Origin of the sequence: Agrobacterium sp. V1 (genome assembly GCF_030518355.1) — a bacterium.
Lineage (GTDB): Bacteria > Pseudomonadota > Alphaproteobacteria > Rhizobiales > Rhizobiaceae > Agrobacterium > Agrobacterium cucumeris.
The window spans coordinates 812702-835391 of record NZ_JAULSF010000002.1 but is presented as its reverse complement, the minus strand read 5'-3'; the positions used below and the strand labels follow the sequence as shown (position 1 = coordinate 835391).

General features: G+C 59.3%; 17 protein-coding genes. 4 read left to right on the top strand and 13 right to left on the bottom strand.

What is annotated here, in order from left to right:
* Positions 1 to 283: 283 nt before the first annotated feature.
* Complete coding sequence (locus QSV77_RS17890) at positions 284 to 1579, bottom strand: MFS transporter (RefSeq protein ID WP_110759946.1); 1296 nt, start codon at positions 1577 to 1579, stop codon at positions 284 to 286.
* 89 nt (positions 1580 to 1668) lie between these two features.
* Positions 1669 to 2070 (bottom strand): MarR family winged helix-turn-helix transcriptional regulator, encoded by a 402-nt coding sequence (locus QSV77_RS17885; RefSeq protein ID WP_295987144.1) that lies wholly within the window; start codon positions 2068 to 2070, stop codon positions 1669 to 1671.
* Positions 2071 to 2519: 449 nt separating this feature from the next.
* Between QSV77_RS17885 and QSV77_RS17880 the strand changes: the two genes are divergently transcribed.
* From QSV77_RS17880 to istB, 3 genes are all read left to right on the top strand, one after another.
* Entirely contained in the window at positions 2520 to 3287 is a 768-nt protein-coding gene (locus QSV77_RS17880; RefSeq protein ID WP_302734501.1) for a nucleotide-binding protein, read from the top strand.
* A gap of 148 nt (positions 3288 to 3435) precedes the next feature.
* A complete protein-coding gene (gene istA / locus QSV77_RS17875; RefSeq protein WP_302734003.1) occupies positions 3436 to 4956 on the top strand; it encodes an IS21 family transposase in 1521 nt (506 codons plus the stop codon).
* Entirely contained in the window at positions 4946 to 5740 is a 795-nt protein-coding gene (gene istB / locus QSV77_RS17870) for an IS21-like element helper ATPase IstB (RefSeq protein WP_302734002.1), read from the top strand. The genes istA and istB overlap by 11 nt, the downstream gene beginning before the upstream one ends.
* Here istB and QSV77_RS17865 read toward each other — a convergent pair whose 3' ends face one another.
* The 4 genes from QSV77_RS17865 to odc2 form a co-directional block, all read right to left on the bottom strand.
* A complete protein-coding gene (locus tag QSV77_RS17865) occupies positions 5741 to 6595 on the bottom strand; it encodes a DUF4011 domain-containing protein (RefSeq protein WP_302734500.1) in 855 nt (284 codons plus the stop codon).
* A gap of 466 nt (positions 6596 to 7061) precedes the next feature.
* The gene (locus QSV77_RS17860; protein ID WP_302734499.1) at positions 7062 to 7637 is read right to left on the bottom strand and encodes a hypothetical protein; all 576 of its coding nucleotides are present in this window, start codon (positions 7635 to 7637) and stop codon (positions 7062 to 7064) included.
* Between the two features lie 703 nt (positions 7638 to 8340).
* Positions 8341 to 8910, bottom strand: coding sequence for a GNAT family N-acetyltransferase (locus QSV77_RS17855; protein WP_302734497.1), 570 nt, complete (start codon positions 8908 to 8910; stop codon positions 8341 to 8343).
* A 247-nt stretch (positions 8911 to 9157) separates the two neighbouring features.
* Positions 9158 to 10291 (bottom strand): ornithine/lysine decarboxylase, encoded by a 1134-nt coding sequence (odc2, locus tag QSV77_RS17850; protein ID WP_046800865.1) that lies wholly within the window; start codon positions 10289 to 10291, stop codon positions 9158 to 9160.
* 537 nt (positions 10292 to 10828) lie between these two features.
* Here odc2 and QSV77_RS17845 point away from each other — a divergent pair.
* Complete coding sequence (locus QSV77_RS17845) at positions 10829 to 11722, top strand: LysR family transcriptional regulator (RefSeq protein WP_065117027.1); 894 nt, start codon at positions 10829 to 10831, stop codon at positions 11720 to 11722.
* 223 nt (positions 11723 to 11945) lie between these two features.
* Here QSV77_RS17845 and QSV77_RS17840 read toward each other — a convergent pair whose 3' ends face one another.
* The 7 genes from QSV77_RS17840 to QSV77_RS17810 form a co-directional block, all read right to left on the bottom strand.
* The gene (locus tag QSV77_RS17840; protein ID WP_046800863.1) at positions 11946 to 12899 is read right to left on the bottom strand and encodes a substrate-binding domain-containing protein; all 954 of its coding nucleotides are present in this window, start codon (positions 12897 to 12899) and stop codon (positions 11946 to 11948) included.
* 72 nt (positions 12900 to 12971) lie between these two features.
* Entirely contained in the window at positions 12972 to 13973 is a 1002-nt protein-coding gene (locus tag QSV77_RS17835) for an ABC transporter permease (protein ID WP_052820818.1), read from the bottom strand.
* A gap of 52 nt (positions 13974 to 14025) precedes the next feature.
* Positions 14026 to 15549, bottom strand: a complete 1524-nt coding sequence (locus QSV77_RS17830; protein WP_302734495.1) for a sugar ABC transporter ATP-binding protein — start codon at positions 15547 to 15549, stop codon at positions 14026 to 14028.
* Between the two features lie 192 nt (positions 15550 to 15741).
* The gene (locus QSV77_RS17825) at positions 15742 to 16365 is read right to left on the bottom strand and encodes a TetR family transcriptional regulator (RefSeq protein ID WP_271363472.1); all 624 of its coding nucleotides are present in this window, start codon (positions 16363 to 16365) and stop codon (positions 15742 to 15744) included.
* 104 nt (positions 16366 to 16469) lie between these two features.
* A complete protein-coding gene (locus QSV77_RS17820; protein ID WP_142842789.1) occupies positions 16470 to 19604 on the bottom strand; it encodes an efflux RND transporter permease subunit in 3135 nt (1044 codons plus the stop codon).
* 12 nt (positions 19605 to 19616) lie between these two features.
* Positions 19617 to 20873 (bottom strand): efflux RND transporter periplasmic adaptor subunit, encoded by a 1257-nt coding sequence (locus tag QSV77_RS17815; RefSeq protein ID WP_302734492.1) that lies wholly within the window; start codon positions 20871 to 20873, stop codon positions 19617 to 19619.
* A 258-nt stretch (positions 20874 to 21131) separates the two neighbouring features.
* Complete coding sequence (locus tag QSV77_RS17810; protein WP_302734491.1) at positions 21132 to 22637, bottom strand: sensor domain-containing diguanylate cyclase; 1506 nt, start codon at positions 22635 to 22637, stop codon at positions 21132 to 21134.
* Positions 22638 to 22690: the final 53 nt, after the last annotated feature.

The following is a 22690-nucleotide window of genomic DNA, read 5'->3' as shown; positions in this document are numbered from 1 at the left end:
TATTGTCACGGCACCTATCGGATCGGTCCCTCCCCGCTTCTGGCATTGCGGGGCGCCTTTCCGAAACATGGTCTGCCAGAACCATGCTTGTCGATGCCGGCCTCCGGTTCGCGAAGGGCGCCGCGCGTATCGCCCTTCCTTACCGGTTGCGGGAACAATGATGCGGCCGAAAGGGGCAACGGGGAAAAGCGGGGAGCAATTTTACGGCAAGTGATTGGGCCAAAAGAGGCGGTGGCGGAAAATCATCCGCCGCCGCCCGTATTGTCCGACCCGTGGGTAGCGGTCACGCTGCCTGCGGCGCAAGGTTGGCGGAGCCCGGCTTTCTGAGCAGCAGCACCGAGACGGCGGCAATCATGCACATCAGGCCGGCAATCTGCAGCGCGGGCATATAGGTGTCGAAATCGCTCTTGAAGAAACCGGCGCCGAAGGCGGCGGTGGCGGCACCCAGCTGATGGCCGGCAAAGACCCAGCCGAACACCAGCCCCGCCTTTTCGCGGCCGAAATTCTCGGCGGCGAGCTTCACGGTCGGCGGCACGGTCGCCACCCAGTCCAGCCCGTAAAAGACGGCAAAGACCGAAAGCTCCACGAAGCTGAACCCGGAAAAGGAGAGATAAAGCAGCGACAGGCCACGCAGACCGTAAAACCAGAACAGCAGGAAACGATTGTCGAAACGGTCGGAAAGCCAGCCGGCGAAGATCGTGCCGAAGAAATCGAAAATACCGATTACCGCCAGCGTACCCGCCGCCGTGACGGCGGCCATGCCGAAATCACCGCAGATAGAAATCCAGTGGGTCTGGATGAGGCCGTTGGTGGAAAGGCCGCAGACGAAAAAAGTACCGAACAGTACCCAGAAGACCGGGTTGCCGGAGACGCTTTTCAGCGTCAGGATCGGCGATACCAGCGTTGCGAGGAACCTGTGATCTTGCCTGGGCGGGTGCGCCACGACAGTCTCGCCATAGGCCGGCAGGCCGAGATCGGCGGGGTGGTCGCGCATCAGAAGCAGCACGAGTATCATCGCGACCGCAATCACCGCGACGGAAAGTGTCAGGGCTGTCCGCCAGCCATAGGCTTCGGTCAGCGCCGCCAGAAGCGGCAGAAAAACCAGCTGGCCGGTGGCGTTGCTGGCCGTCATCAGGCCGATCACCAGCCCGCGGCGTTTGGAAAACCAGCGCGTGGCAACCGTGGCGCCCAGCACCAGCGCCGTCATGCCGGTGCCGACACCAATCACCACGCCCCACAGCAGCAGCAATTGCCAGACCTCGGTCATGAAAAACGAGGCGACGATGCCGCCCATGATCAGCGCAAGTGCCGTCGACACCACCTGGCGGATGCCGAAATGGTTCATGAAGGCGGCGGCAAAAGGCCCGAGCAGGCCGAAAAGCACCAGCCGGACGGCCATGGCGGAGGAAATATCGGCGATATCCCAGCCGAATTCCTGATGCAGCGGCTGGATCATCACCCCCGCAGAGCCCATGGCGCCGGCAGTGGCCAGCATGGTCAGAAAGGTGGTGGCGGCGACAAGCCAGCCATAATGCAGGTTTCTGCCGGCCATCCAGCTGGCAAGGCGTGTGGAGAGCATGTTCAAGGTCCCTTTCCAGCGGCCTTCGGCCGAGTCTTGCGGGTATATACCCGATTTTACGGGCAGATACCCGCTTCATGATCAAAAAATTACAGGGCGGCGAGCAGTTCCTGCAATTGCGCGGTCTTTTCCGGCCCCAGCCGGGCCTCGATCTCGTCCTGAACGCTGTCCCAGAGCGGTGCGCCCGTCTGCAGGATCGCCTGCCCCTCCTCCGTCACGGTCAGCATCGCCTCCCGCTGGTCCTCGCCGTGGCCGATCGCCACCAGCCCCATGCGCGCCAGCACCCTGGCATTGCGGCCGACGGTGGAGCGATCCAGCTCCACCCGCGCGGCAAGATCGGTAAGCGACACGGGCGCGGTACGATTGATGTTCCGCAACAGGCTGAACTGGCCAATATTGACGCCAAGCGGCGCCAGCGCCTCGTCATAATAGGACGAGACCTTGCGGGATGCTTTGCGCAACAGAATGCAGTGGCAGCTATCGTTTGGCATTTGTCTCGGGTATATACCCGCAAAATCTCAAGAGCAAGAGGCGTGCAGGAAAATTATTGTACGGAGTCACGGATTCTGACCGGGAGTCACCAAAATGACCTAAGCACACTTCATCATTTCTCCGTGTATATTTAAAACATTCTACCAGAGATCGATCGACATCATGTTGTCCAAAGTATTTTCTTGAAATTTAGAAGAAACTATCCCCATTATTTCCATAACAACCAAGGCCTCGTTACAAAACTCAGGACTATTCAGCGGCCGCCATTGTGAGCGTCGGCGCTATGGACAAGCGATTTTTTGTCACTACGCTCATCCAACCGCATTGCCGCGGGAGGTGTGATACGTGTGCTACGACGTCACGAAATTAGCTGTGAAACTAAACCCACTAGTACTTGCGCAAGATGCGTTTACTCTACTATCGGTTGGTGTCGACTAAGGAGATACCAATGACACGCGCCTCTACGCCACCGCCAAGGCCCGCCAAACTTTCTGCAGAGCAGATGCGTAGCGCGATCACTCGTATCAAGAAAAAAATTATCGAGTTAGAAGCTTTCGATCCCAACTCTGTAAATGAGACTTCGAGTCCAGAGGTCCAGAGCCTCGAAACGGGTATCGATGCAATGCTTTCGAGCGTGTTTGGGCACGGCACCATAGAGTATAATCGGTACAGGATAGCTAAAGATATCGATTATATGACTTTTATCTACACTGGAACGCCAACGCCAGCACACCAGATTAGGTCTGCCATTGCAAAGCACAAGGCTACTTCCTTGGCTACATTGAAACAAGCGATCAAGGACCTCGAAGAGGAACTCGAACATATCAGCCTGCCCTCTCAGCAGGGTGGACCGACCCCGGCATCACAACCATCAAGCAAAGTTTTCCTTGTCCACGGTCGAGACAATGAAACCAAAAACGAGGTCGCTCGGTTCTTAGAGAGAATCGGGATTGAGGTAATCATTCTACATGAACGCCCCAATCTTGGCCGTCACCTTCTGACTAAATTTCAGGAAGAAGCAGGCGACGTAGGCTTCGCAGTCGTGTTGATAACTCCCGACGACGAAGGTGGGCTCGCAGGCGGCACTGCATCAGAGCCTCGAGCCCGTCAGAATGTTATTTTCGAATTAGGCTTCTTTATTGGGCGACTGGGGCCCCGAACGTTGCTCCCCTCGTTAAAGCGGACGTGGTCAAACCGTCCGATTTTGACGGGATAGGTTACATCTCGATCGATTCGGGTGGAGGCTGGAAAGTGTTGGTTTGCACGCAGAACTGAGCCGGTTAGGCGCATAATTTCCATTGAGAATTGAGCCATGTGAACCTTCCCCCAACGCGGAGAGCGACGGGGGCAACGGAGTGATCCACATGGGACTTTTAAACATCATCCGTCGGATGGCACTGCGTGAGAAGCTGTCAGTGCGGGAGATCAGCCGACGCACCGGGCTGTCACGTAACACGATCGCGAAGTATCTGAGCGCGGGTACGATCGAGCCGACGTTCACGGTACCGGAACGACCGAGCAAGCTTGATCCGTTCGCCGACAAACTCTCTGGCTGGCTGAAGACCCAGGCCGGAAGGTCACGCAAACAGCGCCGAACGCTGAAGCAACTTCATGCCGATCTGACGGCTCTGGGCTTTACCGGCTCCTATGGCCGTGTCGCCGCCTTCGCCCGTGAGTGGCGGGTTGAGCAGCAGACGGCTGGCCGCGGCATATTCGTTCCGCTGTCTTTCCGCCTAGGCGAAGCATTCCAGTTCGATTGGAGTGAGGACTATGCCGTGGTCGGCGGCGAGCGGACGAAGCTGCAGGTGGCGCACATCAAGCTATCGCACAGCCGAGCTTTTCTGGTCCGAGCTTACCTGTTGCAAACGCACGAGATGCTCTTCGACGCTCACTGGCACGGGTTCCGGGTGTTCGGCGGCGTCCCTGGTCGCGGCATTTACGACAACATGAAGACCGCGGTCGATCGTGTTGGCCGCGGCAAGGAACGGCAGGTCAACGTCCGCTTCCAGGCAATGACGAACCACTACGTCTTTGCGCCTGAGTTTTGCAATCCCGCCGCAGGTTGGGAGAAGGGACAGGTTGAGAAGAACGTTCAGGATGCCCGACCACGTTTGTGGCAACAGATGCCGGACTTTCCGGATCTGGCGGCATTGAATGTCTGGCTGGAACAGCATTGCCAGGACCTGTGGCGCGACACAGCGCACGGCACCTTGCCCGGCACGATCGCGGATGTTTGGGCTGATGAGCGGGTAGCATTGATGGCGCTCCCCGCCATGTTTGACGGCTTCGTCGAGCAGAGCAAGCGCGTCTCCCCCACCTGCCTGATCACCTTCGAGCGGAACCGCTACAGCGTACCTGCGTCTTTTGCGAACCGACCCGTCAGCCTGCGGATTTATCCCGAGCGGCTGGTCGTTGTGGCCGAGGGCAATATCCTCTGCGAACATCCGCGGGTGATCGAGCGCAGTCACGACAAACCGCCGCGAACGATTTACGACTGGCGGCATTACCTTGCGGTCATCCAACGCAAGCCCGGTGCTCTACGCAATGGCGCACCCTTCCTGGAATTGCCGCCCGCCTTACGCAAATTGCAGGACCAGATGCTTCGCCGCCCCGGCGGCGATCGTGAGATGGTCGACATTCTCGCTCTCGTTCTTCATCACGACGAGCAGGTTGTCGTCAGGGCTGTGGAGCTGGCTCTGGATCAAGGCGTCGCGACCAAGACGCATGTGTTGAACCTGCTGCATCGCCTGATAGATGGCAAGACGACTGACGACCCCGACATCGACACGCCACAGGCGCTGACCTTGCGGCGTGAACCTAAGGCCAATGTAGAACGCTACGATGGTTTGCGGGTCCGGATCGTGGGAGGTCGCCATGCGTCATGATCCTGCCAGCGCCGCCGTCGTCATCATGCTGCGTAGCCTGAAGATGTATGGCATGGCCCAAGCCGTCACGGACCTGATCGAGCAAGGAGCTCCAGCCTTCGATGCGGCCGTGCCGATCCTGTCCCAGTTGCTAAAAGCCGAGATGGCCGAGCGCGAGGTCCGCTCTATTGCCTATCATATGAAGGCTGCTCGCTTCCCTGCCTACAAGGACATCTCCGGCTACGACTTCGCCGCCAGCGAAATCAACGAGGCGACGGTGCGCCAACTGCATCGATGCGAGTTCATGGACGATGCGCATAACATTGTCCTCGTCGGCGGGCCGGGCACAGGAAAGACCCATATCGCGACTGCCCTCGGTGTTCAGGCTATCGAGCATCACCGCCGAAAAGTCCGCTTCTTCTCGACTATCGAATTGGTCAATGCGCTCGAGCAGGAGAAGGCAAAGGGCAAGGCAGGCCAGATTGCCGAGACGCTGGTCCGTCTCGATCTGCTGATCCTTGATGAACTCGGATATCTTCCGTTCAGCGCGTCAGGCGGAGCGCTGCTCTTCCACCTGCTAAGCAAGCTCTACGAGCGCACCAGCGTCATCATCACCACAAACCTCAGCTTTAGCGAATGGGCCACGGTCTTCGGCGACGCCAAGATGACCACCGCTCTGCTCGATCGCTTGACCCACCGCTGCCACATCCTGGAAACCGGTAACGACAGCTTCCGCTTCAAGGCCAGCTCGGCCGCAGCAGCACAGAAGAGAGGAGAAAAGGCCAATCCCTTGACCAAAGCCTGATCAGAAAACCATACTTAGAGGTGGCTCACTTCTCGGTGGAAAAACCGGCTCAGTTCCGCGTGCAAACCAACATTCTCCGGCTCCTTCGACACTGAATACCGGTCCCGCAGGAGTCTTCTGACGGGACATTGACGTCGGCAACAGTACCAAGGGAGAGTAATAAACCCGGTTGTCACCGCGCTTAGGGTCCTTCCACTCCAGGAAACCAAACGCGCCCCGAAGTAGATTTAGCCCTGTTTCCTGCTGCCAAGTTTTCCCTTTGGCCATCAGCCCGTTGAGCTTGCGTTCTAAATCCGGTCCGAGAAGTAACGTTTGAATAAGGTCATCGTTATGTTTTGGGTCTGTATCTTCACTGGGCTCCGGCAGATCGAAACCGGGATCGATACCATGATTACGGGCATGCTGCGTAAGAGATTCGTCTTTTCTCGTAATCCGTTTTGGCATCCCAAGGTTTTCACGGACACGGTCCTTTAGGTCTCGCTCCAACTTTCGCGCTAGGTCCGGATAGTCGACGGCATCCGCGTTCAGCTTCGAATGCTGCTCCAAATAGATGGGGTCCGTCACTAACCCTATCGCGAACTCTTCGAGGAAAGAGGCACTTTGTTCATCGGGCGGTCCATCCTCAAGCGGTGGAAGCGCGCGGAAATCAAGCGAAATGTCATTCAACAGCGAATAAAATAGCCTGTCAGGAAGCTCGTCGACAACGCGGACATACCCCGCGGAACGAGAACCGAAACTCAGGGATACCAAAGGGTTCTTCGCGGAAAGATCAAGTAGCCTTGGCCTGATCTCCTCGATCTTCGACCGTACCAGCTGGCTGAAATCCTGCGCATTTGAGTGACTCGCGTCGGACATAGAGGACTCACATGATATTTGTGTATCTTGTGGTGTCTCATGCTGGGCCTATACAAATCAAGCGTGAATTACTTTGTCCTAATCGTCACTCCTAGATTGTATTGAAGGTGCGATTCTCATCACTCGCTAAGGGGTAAAAGTGACGGGGACTCGCCGAAACGCGATCAGTGTTCTACATCGAACTTACCCGCCACACCCTATTCTGTGATTGTTTCAGAGGAAGGTCAGTTTGGACTTAGCGAGGGGCTATGCTGGGAACTCTCACAACAAGTCGCGGTCAACGCGAGATTAATCGCCGGTTACCTGATGACGTCAAAAGCCTGATTGGGGTTGGATCGTTACTGGCCGAAGGTCATCATAGAACGGCCGCGCGCCCTCGGCACACGGTGCTCTCGCATGAGCGCATGGAGAATTTGAGTTCGCAGCCATGGCCGTTAACCCGGCCGAGCCGGGGCTACGCAGCCTTTTAGCCGTTGTAGGATTTTGATGGACGAAGTGTCGGCCTGCAAGCGCCGACGCGCGCGATCGCGTTTCCCAGGAACATTTCGACGTCGAAGAGATTTTTAGACCCCAAAATCGCGGGATCGCCGACCAAGCCGAAGTGCGCCAATCCGTCATCCACAGATCGATCTGCGTCAATCCACCCACTCGCGATCCGCGATGTACCTTCTGACAATTCGGTAACACGACCCGTCTGGCCTGCCACAAGCGTGATAAACACCCCTTCCCGGCCTTCATAGGTCTGCTTAAAAACGAATACACCGTCTAAGAAAAGCTCGTGTTTCTCATCCAGATAAGGGCTAGCACCTTCACCGAAGCGAATTAGAAATGCATCGTCATCAATTCCGAGGTTCGAAAATGAAACTTCGCAGGCGTCGTTGATCGTCTCCGGAAGCTCGTAGAAGTCGTATAAAATTGCGCCTGCATTATTCCATTTCCGGATCACTTCAGCGTGCAACCGGCTGCGTGCTGATTCATCTTCGAAATGATCAAGCCCTAGTCGATGACCAGATTTTGGGTCGCTAAATCGCGGGTCGTTCATTGGTTCAGTTCCTCGAATTTGATTTAGAACCAATCTGCTCCAACCAAGCAAGAGACAACTAAAAAGGTCGACGTGTTGGGTCGCCCTCAACTTCATTGACACGTCAATTTCAGGAAGCGCGTGCCGATTCCGCTTTGCAAAATGCAGCCATTATGAGCAATTATTATTGTTTAAAATCAAAGGCATGGCGCTTTTGGCCATTTCAAGCTGACTCCCCGGTCAAAATCAGCTGAAAAACACCCCCGGGTTTAAGTATTTCCCCGGTCAGAATCCGTGACTCCGCACAATTATCGGCGGGGGAAGGTTTGGCCGCAGGACCATGGGGTGGAAACGACAAAGACCGGTTTCTTGACGGAGCGACCGCTGGCAAAGCCGTGGCAACCCTCCTGCGACATGCCGAACTTGTCCCTTTGCTGTCCGGTTCAAATTTCTGGACAAGGCACAAGACTGTTATTCGAATAGGCTTTCAGGATTTTCGCCTTAACCGGACACCAAAGAAGAGCGGCGTCGTCCGATGAGAAGGAAAGTCATGCGCCGACGTCATCCTCGGAGCTGCCCCGAGGATCTTCCAACGTATTGATTTTATTCGACGGGGGTTAGATCCTCGCCACAAGGCCGAGGATGACGTCAGAGTTGGCTACCAGCCTGGTCAGCAGACGAAACCCCGGCCTTTCAGCCGGGGAATGGTATCAACGGATATCGCTCAGGCCGAAAGCCGGCGGCCATTTGCCACTAGAAGACCGGCAGCGCCTTCCAGCCAGCCGGCTTTCAGCTCCAGCGCCAGGAAACGGCTGCGCTCGAACGGGCCGGGCATGATCAGGTGCTGCGCTTTGTTGGCGAAAAAGCCGAAGCGCTCGTAATAGGGCGCATCTCCGACCAGAAGGATGGCGCCATGGCCGCGTCTGGTAGCCTCGGCGATCGCCGCGCGCATCAGTGCAGAGCCGATGCCCTTGCCCTCATGGGCGGCATCGACGGCCAGCGGGCCGAGCAGCAGCGCTTCAACCGCGCGGCCTTCGCGCGAAATGCCGGCTTCGACATTCCACAGGCGCACCGTGGCGATGACATGGCCGCCCTCATCACGGGCGACCAGCGCCAGGCCTTCGGCCGGAACGCGGCCGGCACGCAGCTTCTCGGAAGACTTGCGGCGGCGGCCGGCGCCCATGGCGCGGTCCAGCAGGTTCTCACGGGCAACGACATCGCCCGGATTTTCCTGATCGACATGAAATGTCTGCGGTGTGAAAAATGCCCGTACCGAATTCAAAAGAGCGGCCATCCTTGGCCTCCCGTCACACAACCGCCCACACGCGGCCCTTGATGAAAAATGGTGGAGCCGTTCCGGCCCGCCGACACGCTTTCCTCGGCTGGAAGAGGAGCAGCAAGCAGGGATTTGCGCAACAGCACAATCGGCAAGGCCGGAACGGAAGCTTGGTCGAGACGCCGCCCTTTTCAGCGGACGGCGTTCGGACTTTCAATCAGCATCGGATTTCCCGAAAAGCGCGTACGCTTTTCGGTCGGATGCCTTAGATGACGTAAGCCTTCAGCGGCTCGAAGCCATTAAAGGCAACTGCCGAATAGGTCGTCGTATAAGCGCCGGTACCTTCGATCAGAACTTCGTCGCCGATGGTCAGCGAGACCGGCAGCGGGTACATGTTCTTTTCATACAGCACGTCGGCGCTGTCGCAGGTCGGGCCAGCCAGAATGCAGGGCTGCATCTCGTCCTGGTCACGCTCGGTGCGGATCGGGTAACGGATAGCCTCATCCATCGTCTCGGCGAGACCGCCGAACTTGCCGATGTCGAGGAACACCCAGCGGTGGTTGTCATTGTCGGACTTCTTCGAGACGAGAACAACTTCCGCCTTGATGACGCCCGCATTGCCAACCATGCCGCGGCCCGGCTCGATGATCGTCTTCGGGATCTGGTTGCCGAAGTGCTTGCGCAGCGCCGTGTCGATTGCCTGGCCGTATTCTTCGGCAGCAGGAACGTCGCGCAGGTACTTGGTCGGGAAACCACCGCCCATATTGACCATCTGCAGGTGAATGCCCTGCTTGGACAGCGAAGCGAAGACGCGCTTCGCATCGGCAAGTGCGGCATCCCATGCGTCGAGATTCATCATCTGCGACCCGACATGGAAAGACACGCCGTAGGATTCCAGACCCATCTGATGCGCATAGACCAGAACGTCGACGGCCATCTGCGGCACGCAGCCGAACTTGCGCGACAGCGGCCATTCAGCGCCTTCGCCATCCGTCAGCACGCGGCAGAATACGCGCGCGCCGGGGGCGGCACGGGCAACCTTTTCGACTTCCTCATGGCTATCAACGGCGAAGAGATCGATGCCGAGCGCGTAAGCGCGGGCGACATCGCGTTCCTTCTTGATGGTGTTGCCGAAGGAGATACGGTCGGCCGTTGCACCGGCATCGAGCGCCATCTGGATTTCAGCCACGGAGGCGCAATCGAAGCTGGAGCCGAGCGAAGCGAGCAGCTTCAGGATTTCCGGAGCCGGGTTTGCCTTGACGGCATAATAGATCGCGCTGTTCGGCAGGGAATGCCGGAACGCGTTGAAATTGTCGCGCACGACGTCGAGATCAACCACAAGGCAAGGGCCTTCGGGACGTCGGGTCTTGATGAAGTCGAGAATGCGTGCAGTCGTCATCGATATATTCCCTATAAAACCGACTCCGGAAAAATCCGGAGGACAAAGGACGCTCGAGATATGCATTCGAATCAGCCGGTGGAGGCGCAGAATCGATAGCATACGCTCAAGGCGTGAATATGAACGATGCCCTGCCAGAGCATCATTCGGCTTTGTCTGCCATCGATTGGAGGGATTGACCCGACCGCACTTCAGGCAATGATGGTGTGCCTCTTCAGTACCCCGGCTGATGGAAAGCCGGCAGAGAACCAGAAAGGCCCGCACCGTCGTTGCTTCATATGTCCTCGCATTTCCCGGTTGGCCGGAATAGCGACTGGAGGGGTTAGTTCCAGGTACCTTACCGAAATCCTCACCACATCGAGGAATCGGCGGACACACATGGGCACGTGCGACTTTGGGCAGCACGGGAGATAAGAATATTCGCAGTCATAATCAAGAGGTTTTTTTCACCATTTAGCGGATTTTTTCAGCAATGAATTTAGGGTTGAACAGTCGCCCTTCAGCGTTCAATTATATGGAACGAACCGGAGGATTTCCATGGACACGCTGACCCGCATCCGCGCCTTTATCGATGTTGTCGAGGCGGAGGGTTTTTCCGCCGCCGCGCGCAAGACCGGACGCTCCAAGGCGCTCCTGTCCAAGTACGTCCGGGAACTGGAAGACGATCTCGGCGCGCTGCTCCTTAACCGCACGACAAGGCAGTTTTCGCTGACCGAGGCCGGGCACACCTATTATCGCACCGCATCCGACATACTGAAGGAGATCGACAACCTCGCCGATCTGGTGCGCGAGAAGAATGCTGACCTCAAAGGCAAGCTCCGGATTTCGGTGCCGCGCACCTTCATCGATGCCGATGTCGGCCAGAGCCTGATCGATTTCGCCAAGGAAAATCCGGAACTGTCGCTGGAGATCGTCGCCGAGGACCGGTTTGTCGATCTGATCGAGGAAGGTTTCGACCTTGCGGTCCGGATCACCCGGCTGGAAGATTCGGGCCTCATCGCCCGCAAGCTTTCCGATTTCCGCGTCTATGCGGTGGCGACGGCGGATTTCGTGGCGCAGCACGGGCCGCTCGACGGACCGCAGGATTTCTCCCGTGTTCCCTTCATCATCGACACCAATACCCGTTTTCACAACACGGTGCGGTACCTGGAGCCGGATGGCGGCTCGAATTCGGTGACCATCAGCGGCCCGATCGAGGTCAACAGCCCCCAGGCGACCCTGCGCGCCGCCCGTGCCGGGCTCGGCATCGCCATGGTGCCTGACTTCATTGCCCGGCCCTATATCCAGTCCGGCGAGCTGGTGACGCTGTTTGATGATTATATTTCCAAGGACCGCGGCATTTATGCGGTCTATCCGCATCGCCGCTACCTGCCGGCCAAGGTGCGCAGCTTCGTGGATTATCTTTCGGCGTGGTTCAGGAAGAACGGGTGAAGAGACGGACGGTTAAGTTGTCACACCGCCCTCACCTCCGTCATCCTCGGGCTTGACCCGAGGATCCATGTTTCAGCGGTTGATGGATCCTCGGGTCAAGCCCGAGGATGACGCCGCGTGTGACGAAATGTTTGCCGCGCCCCTCTTCCCGCGCTGCGACAGACGTTTATCCCTGATGAAACGCCCGCCTTGCGGCGGGCGTCAGCATTAGCTGGAAATCAGATCAGAACGGCGAATCCGGGAAGTAGAACTGCTCGGCATTCTCCTTGGTGATCAATGTCGCGTCGAGAATATAATTCCCGGCAACCGGCACCTGATCATAGAAATGCCCGGCCGTCAGCTGCATGGCGGTCGCCACCATTGCCGGCGGGTAGAGCACGTCAACCGGCACCAGCTTGTCGCCGTCCATGACCTTCTTGATCATGTCCTTGGAGCCGGCACCCGCAACGATATATTGGATATCGGTGCGTTTCGCCTGCTGGATCGCTTCCAGCACGCCAATCGCCATGTCGTCATCCTGGCACCAGACCACGTCGATTTTCTTGTATTTGGTCAGATAGTCCTGCATCACGCGGAAGGCGTCGTCGCGGTTCCAGTTGCCGTACTGACGGTCGAGAACCTTGACGTTCGAGCCAGCGATTCCCTTGTCGAACCCATCCTGACGCTGCTGGTCGATCGGGATCGGCAGGCCGCGAATGACCACCACTTCCGCATCCGGCGTGGTTTTCTTGATGTATTCACCCGCCACCTGGCCAAGCGCCGGGTTGTTGCCGGCAACATAGAGATCGCGGATGGAATTGTCGTTGACGCTCGGCGCACGGTCCACCAGCGCAACGAAGGTGCCCTTGTCCTTGATCTCCTTGATGGCGTTGACCAGCGGATCGGGATCCGACGGCAGCACGACCAGCGCGTCCAGCCCCTGCACGGCAAGATCCTGCAGCGCGTTGGCTTGATTGGCGGCATCCGGCGATGTCTTGACGATCACGTTAAGCCCCGGATGCTCCTGCATGAGCAGCTTCGCCACGCGTTCGGCATGATAAACGACGCCCGCCGTCCAGCCGTGATCGGCCGCCGGAATGGAGACGCCGATGGTGACCTTCTTGTCCTGCGCATGGGCCGAGCCCGCCAGCACTGCAGCCAGCGCGGCAAAGGCCACGCCGATGAATTTTCTACGCATAGTCTCTTTCCTCCCAAGACCGGGGCGTTCCTCCTTCAACCGCACCTGCCCCAGATGGCGCGGCGTGATACGTCACCTGCGGCTGAGCGAGCGCTGCACCAGCATGGCGATGATGATGATGGCCCCCTGAATGGCGCCGATCAGATATTCGCTGACGAAGTTCGACAGGATCATGATGTTGCCGACGATCTCCAGAATGAAGGCGCCGCAGATCGTGCCCCAGATGCGCCCCACCCCGCCGCGCAGCGCCGTGCCGCCAACGACGACGGCGGTGATGGCCTGCAGCTCCCACAACATGCCCGTCGTGGCCGAGGTGGAGGCAAGGCGCGGCACGTAAAGCAGCACCGCCACCGCAACACACAGCCCCTGCACCACATAGGCGATGGTGCGCACCCGCGCGACCGAAATGCCTGAATAACGCGCCACATCCTCGCTGGAGCCGACCGCTGTCAGATGCCGGCCATAACGGGTGCGGTAAAGCACGAAGGCCGCGATGGCGGCGGTCACGAAAATCACGATGACCGGCACTGGCACGCCCAGCACATTGCCGAAATAGACCGGGCGATACAGCGTCTGGATTTCCGGGTTGCGCAAGGTAATAGCACCGCCCTGCGACAGCCATGTGGTCAGCCCGCGATAAATGCCCATGGTGCCGAGCGTGGCGATGAAGGGCTCGATGCGGCCGATGGTGGTGATGAGACCGTTGGCCAACCCGCAGGCCGCGCCGATGGCAAGCGCCAGCGCCATGGCGGCCAGCAGCATCAAAAGCGGGCTGGCAATGACGCCGCTGTTCATGAACAGGATCATCAGGCTGGCGACGAAAGCCACCATGGCGCCAACAGACAGATCAAGCCCGCCCGAGGTGATGACATAGGTCGCGCCAAGCGCGATGATGGCGATGAAGGCGCTGCGGGTGACGACGTTCAGAAGATTGTCGATGCCGATGAAATTGGGATTGGCGATGGTGCCGAGAACCAGCAGCAGGGCCAGCGCCACAAACGGCGCCACGGCACGCAGATCCCAGTCCTTCGAGGTCTTCGGCGTCTTGCCGGTGTCAGTTGCGGCCTCGGTCATGTTTCCCCTCAATTGTCTTTTCTTCAGGCCATGTCTTTCGAAACCCGCAGCCTCAGGCGGGTTCCTGCGTGTGAACACCGGTCGCCAGCGCCACGATGTCGTTTTCTGTCATGCGATCCCCCGCCACTTCACCGACGATCCGGCCCGAACGCATCACCAGAATGCGGTCGCAGATGCCGATCAGCTCAGGCATTTCCGAGGAAACGACGATGATCGAGCGCCCCTCCTCCGCAAGCCCGGCGATGAAGCGGTAAATCTGCTCCTTGGTGCCGATGTCGATGCCGCGCGTCGGCTCGTCGATGATGACGATGGACGGATCGAGCAACATCATTTTGGCGAGCAACAGCTTCTGCTGGTTGCCGCCGGAGAGCTGGCCCGCCAGCAGATCCTTGCGGCCGGTGCGGATGTCGAAATCGCGCACCGCATCATCAAGCGCCGCCGTCTCGCGGCGGGTGTCGATCTGGAACAGCCGGCTGAATTTCTTCAGCGAAGCAAGCGTCAGATTGATGCGCAGATCCTTGGTGAGCAGCAGTCCCTTGCCCTTGCGATCCTCGCTCAAGTAAACGATGCCCGCCTTCAGGCTGTCTTCGGGCTTGGCGAAAGTGACCGCGCGCCTAAGATGGCGAACCGTTCCCCGCCCGGCCCTAAGGCCCAGCACGCCCTCCATCAGCTCCGTCCGCCCCGCTCCGACGAGACCGGCGAAACCGAGGATTTCGCCCTTGCGCAGGCGGAAACCGGCATCCTGCGCATAACCGGGAACGTTAAAATGCTCCACCTCAAGAACCGGCTCACGCTCACCGCCGGCATTGCGGTCGGGATAAAGCTTGGCGACATCCCGCCCCACCATCAGCCGCGCCATATCGGCCGGCTCCAGCTCTGAGGCCGGATGCGAGGCGACGAGCCTGCCGTCGCGCAGCACCGTCACCCGGTCGGCAATCTCCTTCACTTCCGGCAGGCGGTGCGAAATATAAAGCACGGCCACGCCTTTCGCCCTGATATCGCGGATGACATTCAGGAGTGCGTCGGTCTCGATCGGCGTCAGGCTCGCGGTCGGCTCGTCGAAAATCACCACGCGATGCGGCACCAGCAGAACGCGGGCAATCTGCACCAGCTGCCGCTGGGCAATCGACAGGCTGCCGACGATGGCGTCGGGATCGATCGTGCCGCCGAGATCGCCAACGGCCCTGCGCGCACCATCGCGCATGGCGCGGTCGTCCATAACAGGACCTTTATGCAATTCACGGCCGAGATAGATATTCTGCGCCACCGTCAGATCGGGTGCCAGCAATATTTCCTGATGTACGAGAACGATGCCGCGATGTTCGGCATCCACCGGCCCGCCAAGCGTAACGGCTGCGCCATCGATGCGGATTTCACCGCCCGACGGCTTCTCATTGCCGGCCAGCAGCTTCATCAGCGTCGATTTACCCGCGCCGTTTTCGCCGATGATGGCGTGCACCTCGCCGGCACGCACCGCGATCTCGATATCTTTCAGAACCTGAACCGGGCCGAAGGATTTCGACAGCCCAACCGTCCGGACAAGGGCCGGGGCTGAAGTTTCGTCAGCAGAAGCCATGCGCCGTCACCGACAGCCGGTGAGAACGAACGGTTTTTGCCTCTCGATTTTTGCTGATTTGACCATAGGCGAACTCCTCCCAAAGCTCAGGGAAGAAGCTAACGTCCGTTTTGAGGTACGTAAAGCAAATTTCGCTCGTCTTTTAGAATACACTGAAATTTGACCGGCCGGGCAGGACGATACGGCGCTTGATCATGGCGCCGGGGGACGCTGGAAGCCCTTCATGAGACGATGCATGGCTTCTGCGCCTTCCTTCACCAGATCGAAACGTTTGCCGAACAGCAGCCAGTCGTAAACTATGCCTTTGATCAGCCAGTAGAGCGCACCGAGTGCTGATTCCGCCGTCCAGTTGTCGTTGAAGACGCCCTCGGCCTGCGCACGCTGAAAAGCCGCCTCCAGTCGCTCCTTGTGGTAACGGTCCAGCTCTTCCTGCGCATGCAGCACCGGGGCGAACTCGTCTGAATAGCTGGTGCGCAGGCTGATGGTCATGATGCGCTGGCGTTGTTCGTCCTGCGCCAGAAGCGCCAGCCACTTGCAGGCCCCTTCCTCGATCTTGGAAAGCAGGGTCGAGCCCTTGAGATCAGGATCACCGAAATCAAGCAGATCGGATTCCGGCAGCGCCACCGATTTATAGAGGCCGATGAAAAGGTCGGTCTTGCTGGAAAAATGCCAGTATATCGCCCCGCGCGTGACCCCGGCTGCGGCCGCCACCTCGTCCAGCGAGGCGTTGGCCACGCCCTTTTTGAAGAACACACGCTCGGCAGCGGCAAGGATCGCCTGACGCGTCTCTTCTGCCTCGGCCTTGGTACGGCGCATGCTGATGTCTCCTTCCAGTCGTGACACGGCGCTTTCGCACCGTGCCTTTTCTTGTCGTGCCAGGCTGTCATTCACATGAATGTGGCCCGGCCTTCACATCCGTTTTATTCCGCCGGCGACACGGCGTCAGCAGCAATCTTGTCGTCCTTCTTCCGATCCCCGAAAAACTTCATGACAAACACGAAGAAGACGGGAACGAAGAAGATCGCAAGGATCGTCGCCGAGATCATGCCGCCCAGAACGCCGGTGCCGATGGCGTTCTGGCTCGCCGCACTGGCACCCGACGCAATTGCCATCGGCAGCACGCCGAGCGAGAAGGCAAGCGAGGTCATCAGGATTGGCCGGAAGCGCAGGTGGGCCGCCTCCACCGTCGCATCATAGGTGGATTTGCCCTCCGCCCGCAGATCCTTGGCAAATTCGATGATCAGGATCGCATTCTTGGCCGAAAGCCCGATGATGGCGACAAGGCCAACCAGGAAGTAGACGTCGTTCGGCATGCCACGCAGCATCACCGCCGCCACCGAACCGATGACGCCAAGCGGCACCACCAGCATGACGGAGAGCGGAATCGACCAGCTTTCATAAAGCGCCGCCAGAAGCAGGAAGACGAACAGCACGCTGAGGCCGATAAGCGCCGGCGCCTGCGAACCCGACTGGATTTCCTGCAGTGACTGGCCGGTCCATTCGAAACCGAAGCCGCTTGGCAATTCGCCCGCCAGACGCTCCATTTCGGCAATCGCATCACCCGAGGAGTAACCGGGTGCCGACTGGCCGCCGATACGGATCGCCGGATAGCCGTTGTAACCCACCACCTGCGACGGGCCGCGCACCCATTCCACAGTGGCGAAGGAGCTTACCGGCACCATGCCGCCATTGGCATTGCGGACATTGAGGTTCAAAAGATCCTCGGTCTTCATGCGCTGGCCCTGCTCTGCCTGCACCGTCACGCGCTGCATGCGGCCGGCATTGGGGAAGTCGTTGACGTAGGAGGAACCCATATTGGCCGAGATGGTGGCGTTGATGTCGCTGAAGGTCACGCCGAAGGTGTTGGCCTTCTCACGGTCGATGATGAGGTTGACCTGCGGAGAGTCCGGCATGCCTTCCACGCGCAGGCCGGCCAGAATGGGGCTTTTCTGCGCGGCCGCCATCAGCTGTGCACCGGCGGCGCTCAGCGCCGTCTGTCCGGCACCGCCGCGATCCTGCAGGCGGAAGGTGAAGCCGCTGGAGTTACCGAGACCCTGAATGGGCGGCGGCGACAGCGTGAAGGACATCGAACCCGGCAGGCCCCAAAGCTTGCCGTTGATGCGTTGAGCGATGGCGGATGCGGAATCCTCCGGCCCACGCTCGCTCCAGTCTTTCAGCGTCGCGAAGGCGAGACCGGCATTCTGGCCGGAACCGGAGAAGGAGAAGCCCGAAACCGCAATCACGCGATCGACCGCCGGCTCCGCCAGGAAGATCTTTTCGATTTCCTGGATGGATTGCAGGGTGCGTTCACTGCTGGCTTCCGCCGGCGCCTGAATGTCGACGATCAGGTAACCCTGGTCCTCGTTGGGCAGGAAGGAGCTGGGCAATTGCATATAGGCCCAGCCGAGACCGACGAGCAGCGCCGCATAGATGACCATGAAGCGGCCGGAACGCTTGATGATGCTGCCGACCGACGAGGAGTATTTATGCGAGGCCTTGTCGAAGCCGCGGTTGAACCAGCCGAAGAAGCCCTTCTTTTCATGGTGCCCGGCCTTGATCGGCTTCAGGAACGATGCGCAGAGCGCCGGCGTGAGTGACAGCGCAAGGAAGCCCGAAAACAGGATGGAAACCACCATGGTCAGGCTGAACTGCTGGTAGATGATGCCGACGGCGCCGGGGAAGAAGGCCATGGGCACGAACACCGCCGTCAGAACCAGCGTGATGCCGATGATGGCGCCGGAAATCTGGCCCATCGCCTTGCGGGTCGCCTCCTTCGGCGACAGATGCTCTTCCGCCATGATGCGTTCGACATTTTCCACCACGACGATCGCGTCATCGACGAGAATACCGATGGCGAGAACCATGGCGAACATGGTGAGAACGTTGATGGAGAAACCCGAGACATACATGATGGCGCAGGTGCCGAGCAGCGCCACGGGCACCACCAGTGTTGGAATGATGGTGTAGCGGATGTTCTGCAGGAAGACGAACATCACCACGAAGACGAGGATGATCGCCTCCACCAGCGTGTTGATTACCTTCTGGATCGAGATCTTCACGAAGGGGCTGGTGTCGTAGGGAATTTCATATTCGATACCCGCCGGGAAATAACGCGACAGCTCCTCCATCGTGGCGCGCACGCCATCGGAAGTCTGCAACGCATTTCCCGTCGGCGAAAGCTGGACACCGATGGCCGCACTGGGCTTGCCGTTCAGGCGGCTCGAGAAGGTGTAGCTTTCCCCGCCCACCTCGACGCGCGCGACATCGCGCAGCCGGACGGAGGAACCATCCGGATTGGCGCGCAGCACGATGGAGCCGAATTCTTCCGGCGAGGTCAGCTGGCCCTGCACGTTGACGGTGGCGGAAATCTGCTGACCAACCGGGTTTGGCGATGCGCCGATGCGGCCGGCCGCGACCTGCGAGTTCTGCGCCTGGATTGCGTTGATGACATCACTCGAAGTCAGGCTGAGACCCAGCATCTTGTCCGGATCCATCCAGATGCGCATGGAGCGCTGGGTGGCGAAGAGCTGCGCGCTGCCGACGCCGGGAACGCGACGCAACTCACCGACCACGTTGCGGCTGAGATAGTCGCCAAGGCCGATGGCGTCCGTATTGCCGTCCACGGACGTCAGCGCCACCATCATCAGAAACGAGGTTCCGGCCTGTTCAACGCGCAGGCCCTGCTGCGTCACCGCCCGCGGCAGTCGGGGTTCGACACGGGCGATACGGTTCTGAACCTCGACCTGCGCCTCGCCGATATTGGTGCCGGGTTCAAAGGTGACGTTGATCGAGATACGGCCCGAGGATTCCGACGTCGATTCGAAATAGATCAGACCCGGGACGCCATTCAGCTCTTCCTCGATGGGCCGCGTGACGCTCTGATAGATATCTTCCGGCGATGCGCCCGGATAGGTCGTGCCGACGGAAATCTGTGGCGGCGCCACATTCGGATATTGCGCAATCGGCAGCATGGGAATGGCGAGCAGGCCCGCCAGCATGATGAAGATGGCGACGACCCAGGCAAAAATGGGCCGATCGATGAAAAAACGTGCCATGGAAATCGGTCCTTATTGCTTCGCGGCCGGGGGCTCAGACGCGGTCTCGGACGAAGCCGCGTTTTCACTGCCGGCAGAGGCAGTGGCGGCGGGTTCCGCAGACCATGGTTCAGGCTTCACCTTTGCGCCCGGCGCGGTTTTCTGGAAACCTTCGGCAACGACGCGGTCGCCATCCTTCAGGCCCTCCGAAATCACCCAGCGGTCACCAATGGAGCGGCCGACGCTGACGCGCCGCTGCTCGACCGTGTCTTCGGCATTAACGACAAGCACGCTTGCCTGGCCGCCCGCATCGCGCTGCACCGCCTGCTGCGGCACGGCAAAGGCCGCCTTCTGGATGCCCTGCTGGATCTGGACGCGGACATACATGCCCGGCAAAAGGTCACCGTTCGGGTTGGGGAATTCGCCGCGCAGCGTCACCTGGCCGGTGGTTTCATCCACCGCCGCTTCGGAAAACAGCAGGCGGCCCGAAATCGGATAACGCGTGCCGTCATCAAACAGCAGATTGACTTCCGCCTCGTTCGTGCCGGTCATCAGCTGGCCATCCTGCAGGGCCTTGCGCAGGCGAATGAGGTCGGCGGCGGGCTGGGTAAAGTCGGCATAGATCGGATCGAGCTGCTGGATCGTTGCCAGGTTCTCGGAACCCGTGGCGCTGACGAGTGCGCCTTCGGTGATGCGCGCCCGGCCGATCATGCCGCTGATGGGTGCGGTGACATTGGCATATTGCAGATTGAGCCTGGCTTCCGCGACACCGGCCTCGGCAACGGCCACTTCGGCATCCGCCTGCGCCAGCTGGGCGATGGCATTGTCGAATTCCTGCTGCGAGCCAACATTCGAACGGCGCAACTGCTGCTGCCGGTCAGCCGTCTGCCGTGCCTGCAACTGCGCGGCCTGCGCCCGGCGCAACGTGCCTTCGGCGCTGTCGACGCGCACCTGGAACGGCGCGGGGTCGATCCGGTAGAGCACATCGCCTTCCTTCACCAGGGAGCCCTGCTCGAACACCCGCTCGACGATAATGCCGGAGACGCGCGGGCGCACTTCGGCAAGCCGCGTCGGTGCGATGCGTCCTGGCAATTCATTGGTGATGGGCAGCTCTTCCGGGGTCACGGTCACGACCTTGACCGCACCGGGCGGCGGCGCACCGGGCGCAGATGCCTGCTCATCGCTACATCCGACCAGAACGATGCCCGTCAACAACACCGCTACGATCTGCCCCAATTTCTTCGCCATACTGCGCTCCGAATCCACAAAAAAGGTCATATTTACATACATACTAAGACGTATGTAAAATTCCGGCAACGGAATTGTTGCAGCGCAACAGCTGTCTCACGCGCTTGTGAAGTTGCGTACGGCGCTGGCAAAACACCAAGGAAGAGCGGAACCGTGAAATGGGAGGGAGAGTCGGGCCAATTGCGCCGACGTCATCCGCGGGCCTGTCCCGAGGAACTGCCACTGTCTTGATTCTTATTCGACGTGGTTAAATCCTCGGCACAAGGCCGAGGCGGAAGACAAGAACGCCCGCGCCTTTTCTCAGAACAGGCGCTTCAGCGGGGTAGCTTCCGGCTGCGGGCTGCTCTTCGGCGTCTCGCTATTATCGGCAGATCTGCTGCGCAGGGCCGCATAATAAGCGTTCTTATGTTCGTACATATTCATATCGGCGCGGCGCACCAGCGATTCCATCGTCTCGCCGGCTTCGCTGGTCGCCACCCCGAGCGAAAGGCTGAGCGGTGCGCTTGAATAAAACTGGTTGTTGATCTTCAGCAGCTCATAGACTGTTTCGACCATGGCGGCAGCAATCTGCCTGTCGGCGCCGGGAAGAAGGATGGCGAATTCGTCACCGCCGATGCGCGCTGCATGGTTCGGCGCAGTCACCACGCCATTCAGCACCTCGCCCACCCGCCGCAGCAGGGCGTCGCCGGCATCATGGCCGAGCTTGTCATTGGCCTCCTTCAGGCCGTTGAGATCGATGACGATGGCGGAAACGGGCCTGAGCGCGTTGCGCTCCAGCCGGTTCAATTCGTCCGAATAAAAGGCGCGGTTGTGCAGCTTGGTCAGCACATCGTGCTTGCCGAGATATTCGAGATAGGCTTCCGCCTTCTTGCGCGCGGTAATGTCCGTCAGCGCCACCTGCACCAGCGACCAGTCATGCTCATGGCCGGGGAAGACGGAAAAATGCAGCAGAACATGCCGCTCCGAACCATCAAGCGCATAATTCACCACCTCGCGATGGTGGTTGAGATTGCCGTTCCAAAGCTCCATCAGCTGCTCGCGGAACGGCTTTTCCATCTCACCACGGAAAATATCGCCGAGCCGCTGCAGCAGAACCTGCCGGTCCGGCGCACAGAACAGGTCGAGTGTGGCTCGGTTGACGTCGATGACACGGATTTCGCTCATGCATTGCCGCACGAATTCCGGATGCACATCCGTGAACACCCGGAAATCGACGATGCCGCGATCCCTGACTTCTTCGATCAGCCGGCGCACGCGGCTGAAATCTTCCACCCAGAGCGAAACCGGCGAATGTTTGAACATGCCCTCGGCATAACGGCGATTGAGAAGCTCCTTGCGGCGGGCTTCTTCCCGTTCCGTCACATCCTCGGTGGTCAAAAGCAGCCGGCTGAGCGTGTTCTCGTGGCCGGGTATGACCGCGCCGCGCAGCTGAATATCAAGCCGCCTGCCGCCGATCGAATAATTCACCGCATTGCTGGTAAATTCCGTCCGCCCCGCCCAGAGTTCGGAAAGCTCGTTCACATGGCTTTCCAGCATGTCGTCGCGAAAAATCCGATGCAGATTGTCGACGAGATGCGCCTGATCACGCGCTTCAAACAGTTCCAGCGTCTTGGCATTGACCTGGATGACGCGGATTTTCTGCGAACAGGCCGCAACACGCGATAAATCTTCCAGAAGAAACGCCCTGATATCCTCAACGCCCTCAGCCCGCCAGATATCGAACTGGCTCTTCACGGCGCTGAAATCCTCGATCCACATCGCGACCGGCGCGAGATTGAAGATATTGGTATCGATCGTTTCACTCATACGGGCAGTCTTCTCAAGGGGAGATGCAGGCGGATGCCAAACGGTGCGGCACG

Coding starts and splice junctions, on each gene's coding strand:
- QSV77_RS17890 (WP_110759946.1), bottom strand. CDS start 1,579: ATGCTCTCCACACGCCTTGCCAGCTGGATGGCCGGCAGAAACCTGCAT.
- QSV77_RS17885 (WP_295987144.1), bottom strand. CDS start 2,070: ATGCCAAACGATAGCTGCCACTGCATTCTGTTGCGCAAAGCATCCCGC.
- QSV77_RS17880 (WP_302734501.1), top strand. CDS start 2,520: ATGACACGCGCCTCTACGCCACCGCCAAGGCCCGCCAAACTTTCTGCA.
- istA (WP_302734003.1), top strand. CDS start 3,436: ATGGGACTTTTAAACATCATCCGTCGGATGGCACTGCGTGAGAAGCTG.
- istB (WP_302734002.1), top strand. CDS start 4,946: ATGCGTCATGATCCTGCCAGCGCCGCCGTCGTCATCATGCTGCGTAGC.
- QSV77_RS17865 (WP_302734500.1), bottom strand. CDS start 6,595: ATGTCCGACGCGAGTCACTCAAATGCGCAGGATTTCAGCCAGCTGGTA.
- QSV77_RS17860 (WP_302734499.1), bottom strand. CDS start 7,637: ATGAACGACCCGCGATTTAGCGACCCAAAATCTGGTCATCGACTAGGG.
- QSV77_RS17855 (WP_302734497.1), bottom strand. CDS start 8,910: ATGGCCGCTCTTTTGAATTCGGTACGGGCATTTTTCACACCGCAGACA.
- odc2 (WP_046800865.1), bottom strand. CDS start 10,291: ATGACGACTGCACGCATTCTCGACTTCATCAAGACCCGACGTCCCGAA.
- QSV77_RS17845 (WP_065117027.1), top strand. CDS start 10,829: ATGGACACGCTGACCCGCATCCGCGCCTTTATCGATGTTGTCGAGGCG.
- QSV77_RS17840 (WP_046800863.1), bottom strand. CDS start 12,899: ATGCGTAGAAAATTCATCGGCGTGGCCTTTGCCGCGCTGGCTGCAGTG.
- QSV77_RS17835 (WP_052820818.1), bottom strand. CDS start 13,973: ATGACCGAGGCCGCAACTGACACCGGCAAGACGCCGAAGACCTCGAAG.
- QSV77_RS17830 (WP_302734495.1), bottom strand. CDS start 15,549: ATGGCTTCTGCTGACGAAACTTCAGCCCCGGCCCTTGTCCGGACGGTT.
- QSV77_RS17825 (WP_271363472.1), bottom strand. CDS start 16,365: ATGCGCCGTACCAAGGCCGAGGCAGAAGAGACGCGTCAGGCGATCCTT.
- QSV77_RS17820 (WP_142842789.1), bottom strand. CDS start 19,604: ATGGCACGTTTTTTCATCGATCGGCCCATTTTTGCCTGGGTCGTCGCC.
- QSV77_RS17815 (WP_302734492.1), bottom strand. CDS start 20,873: ATGTATGTAAATATGACCTTTTTTGTGGATTCGGAGCGCAGTATGGCG.
- QSV77_RS17810 (WP_302734491.1), bottom strand. CDS start 22,637: ATGAGTGAAACGATCGATACCAATATCTTCAATCTCGCGCCGGTCGCG.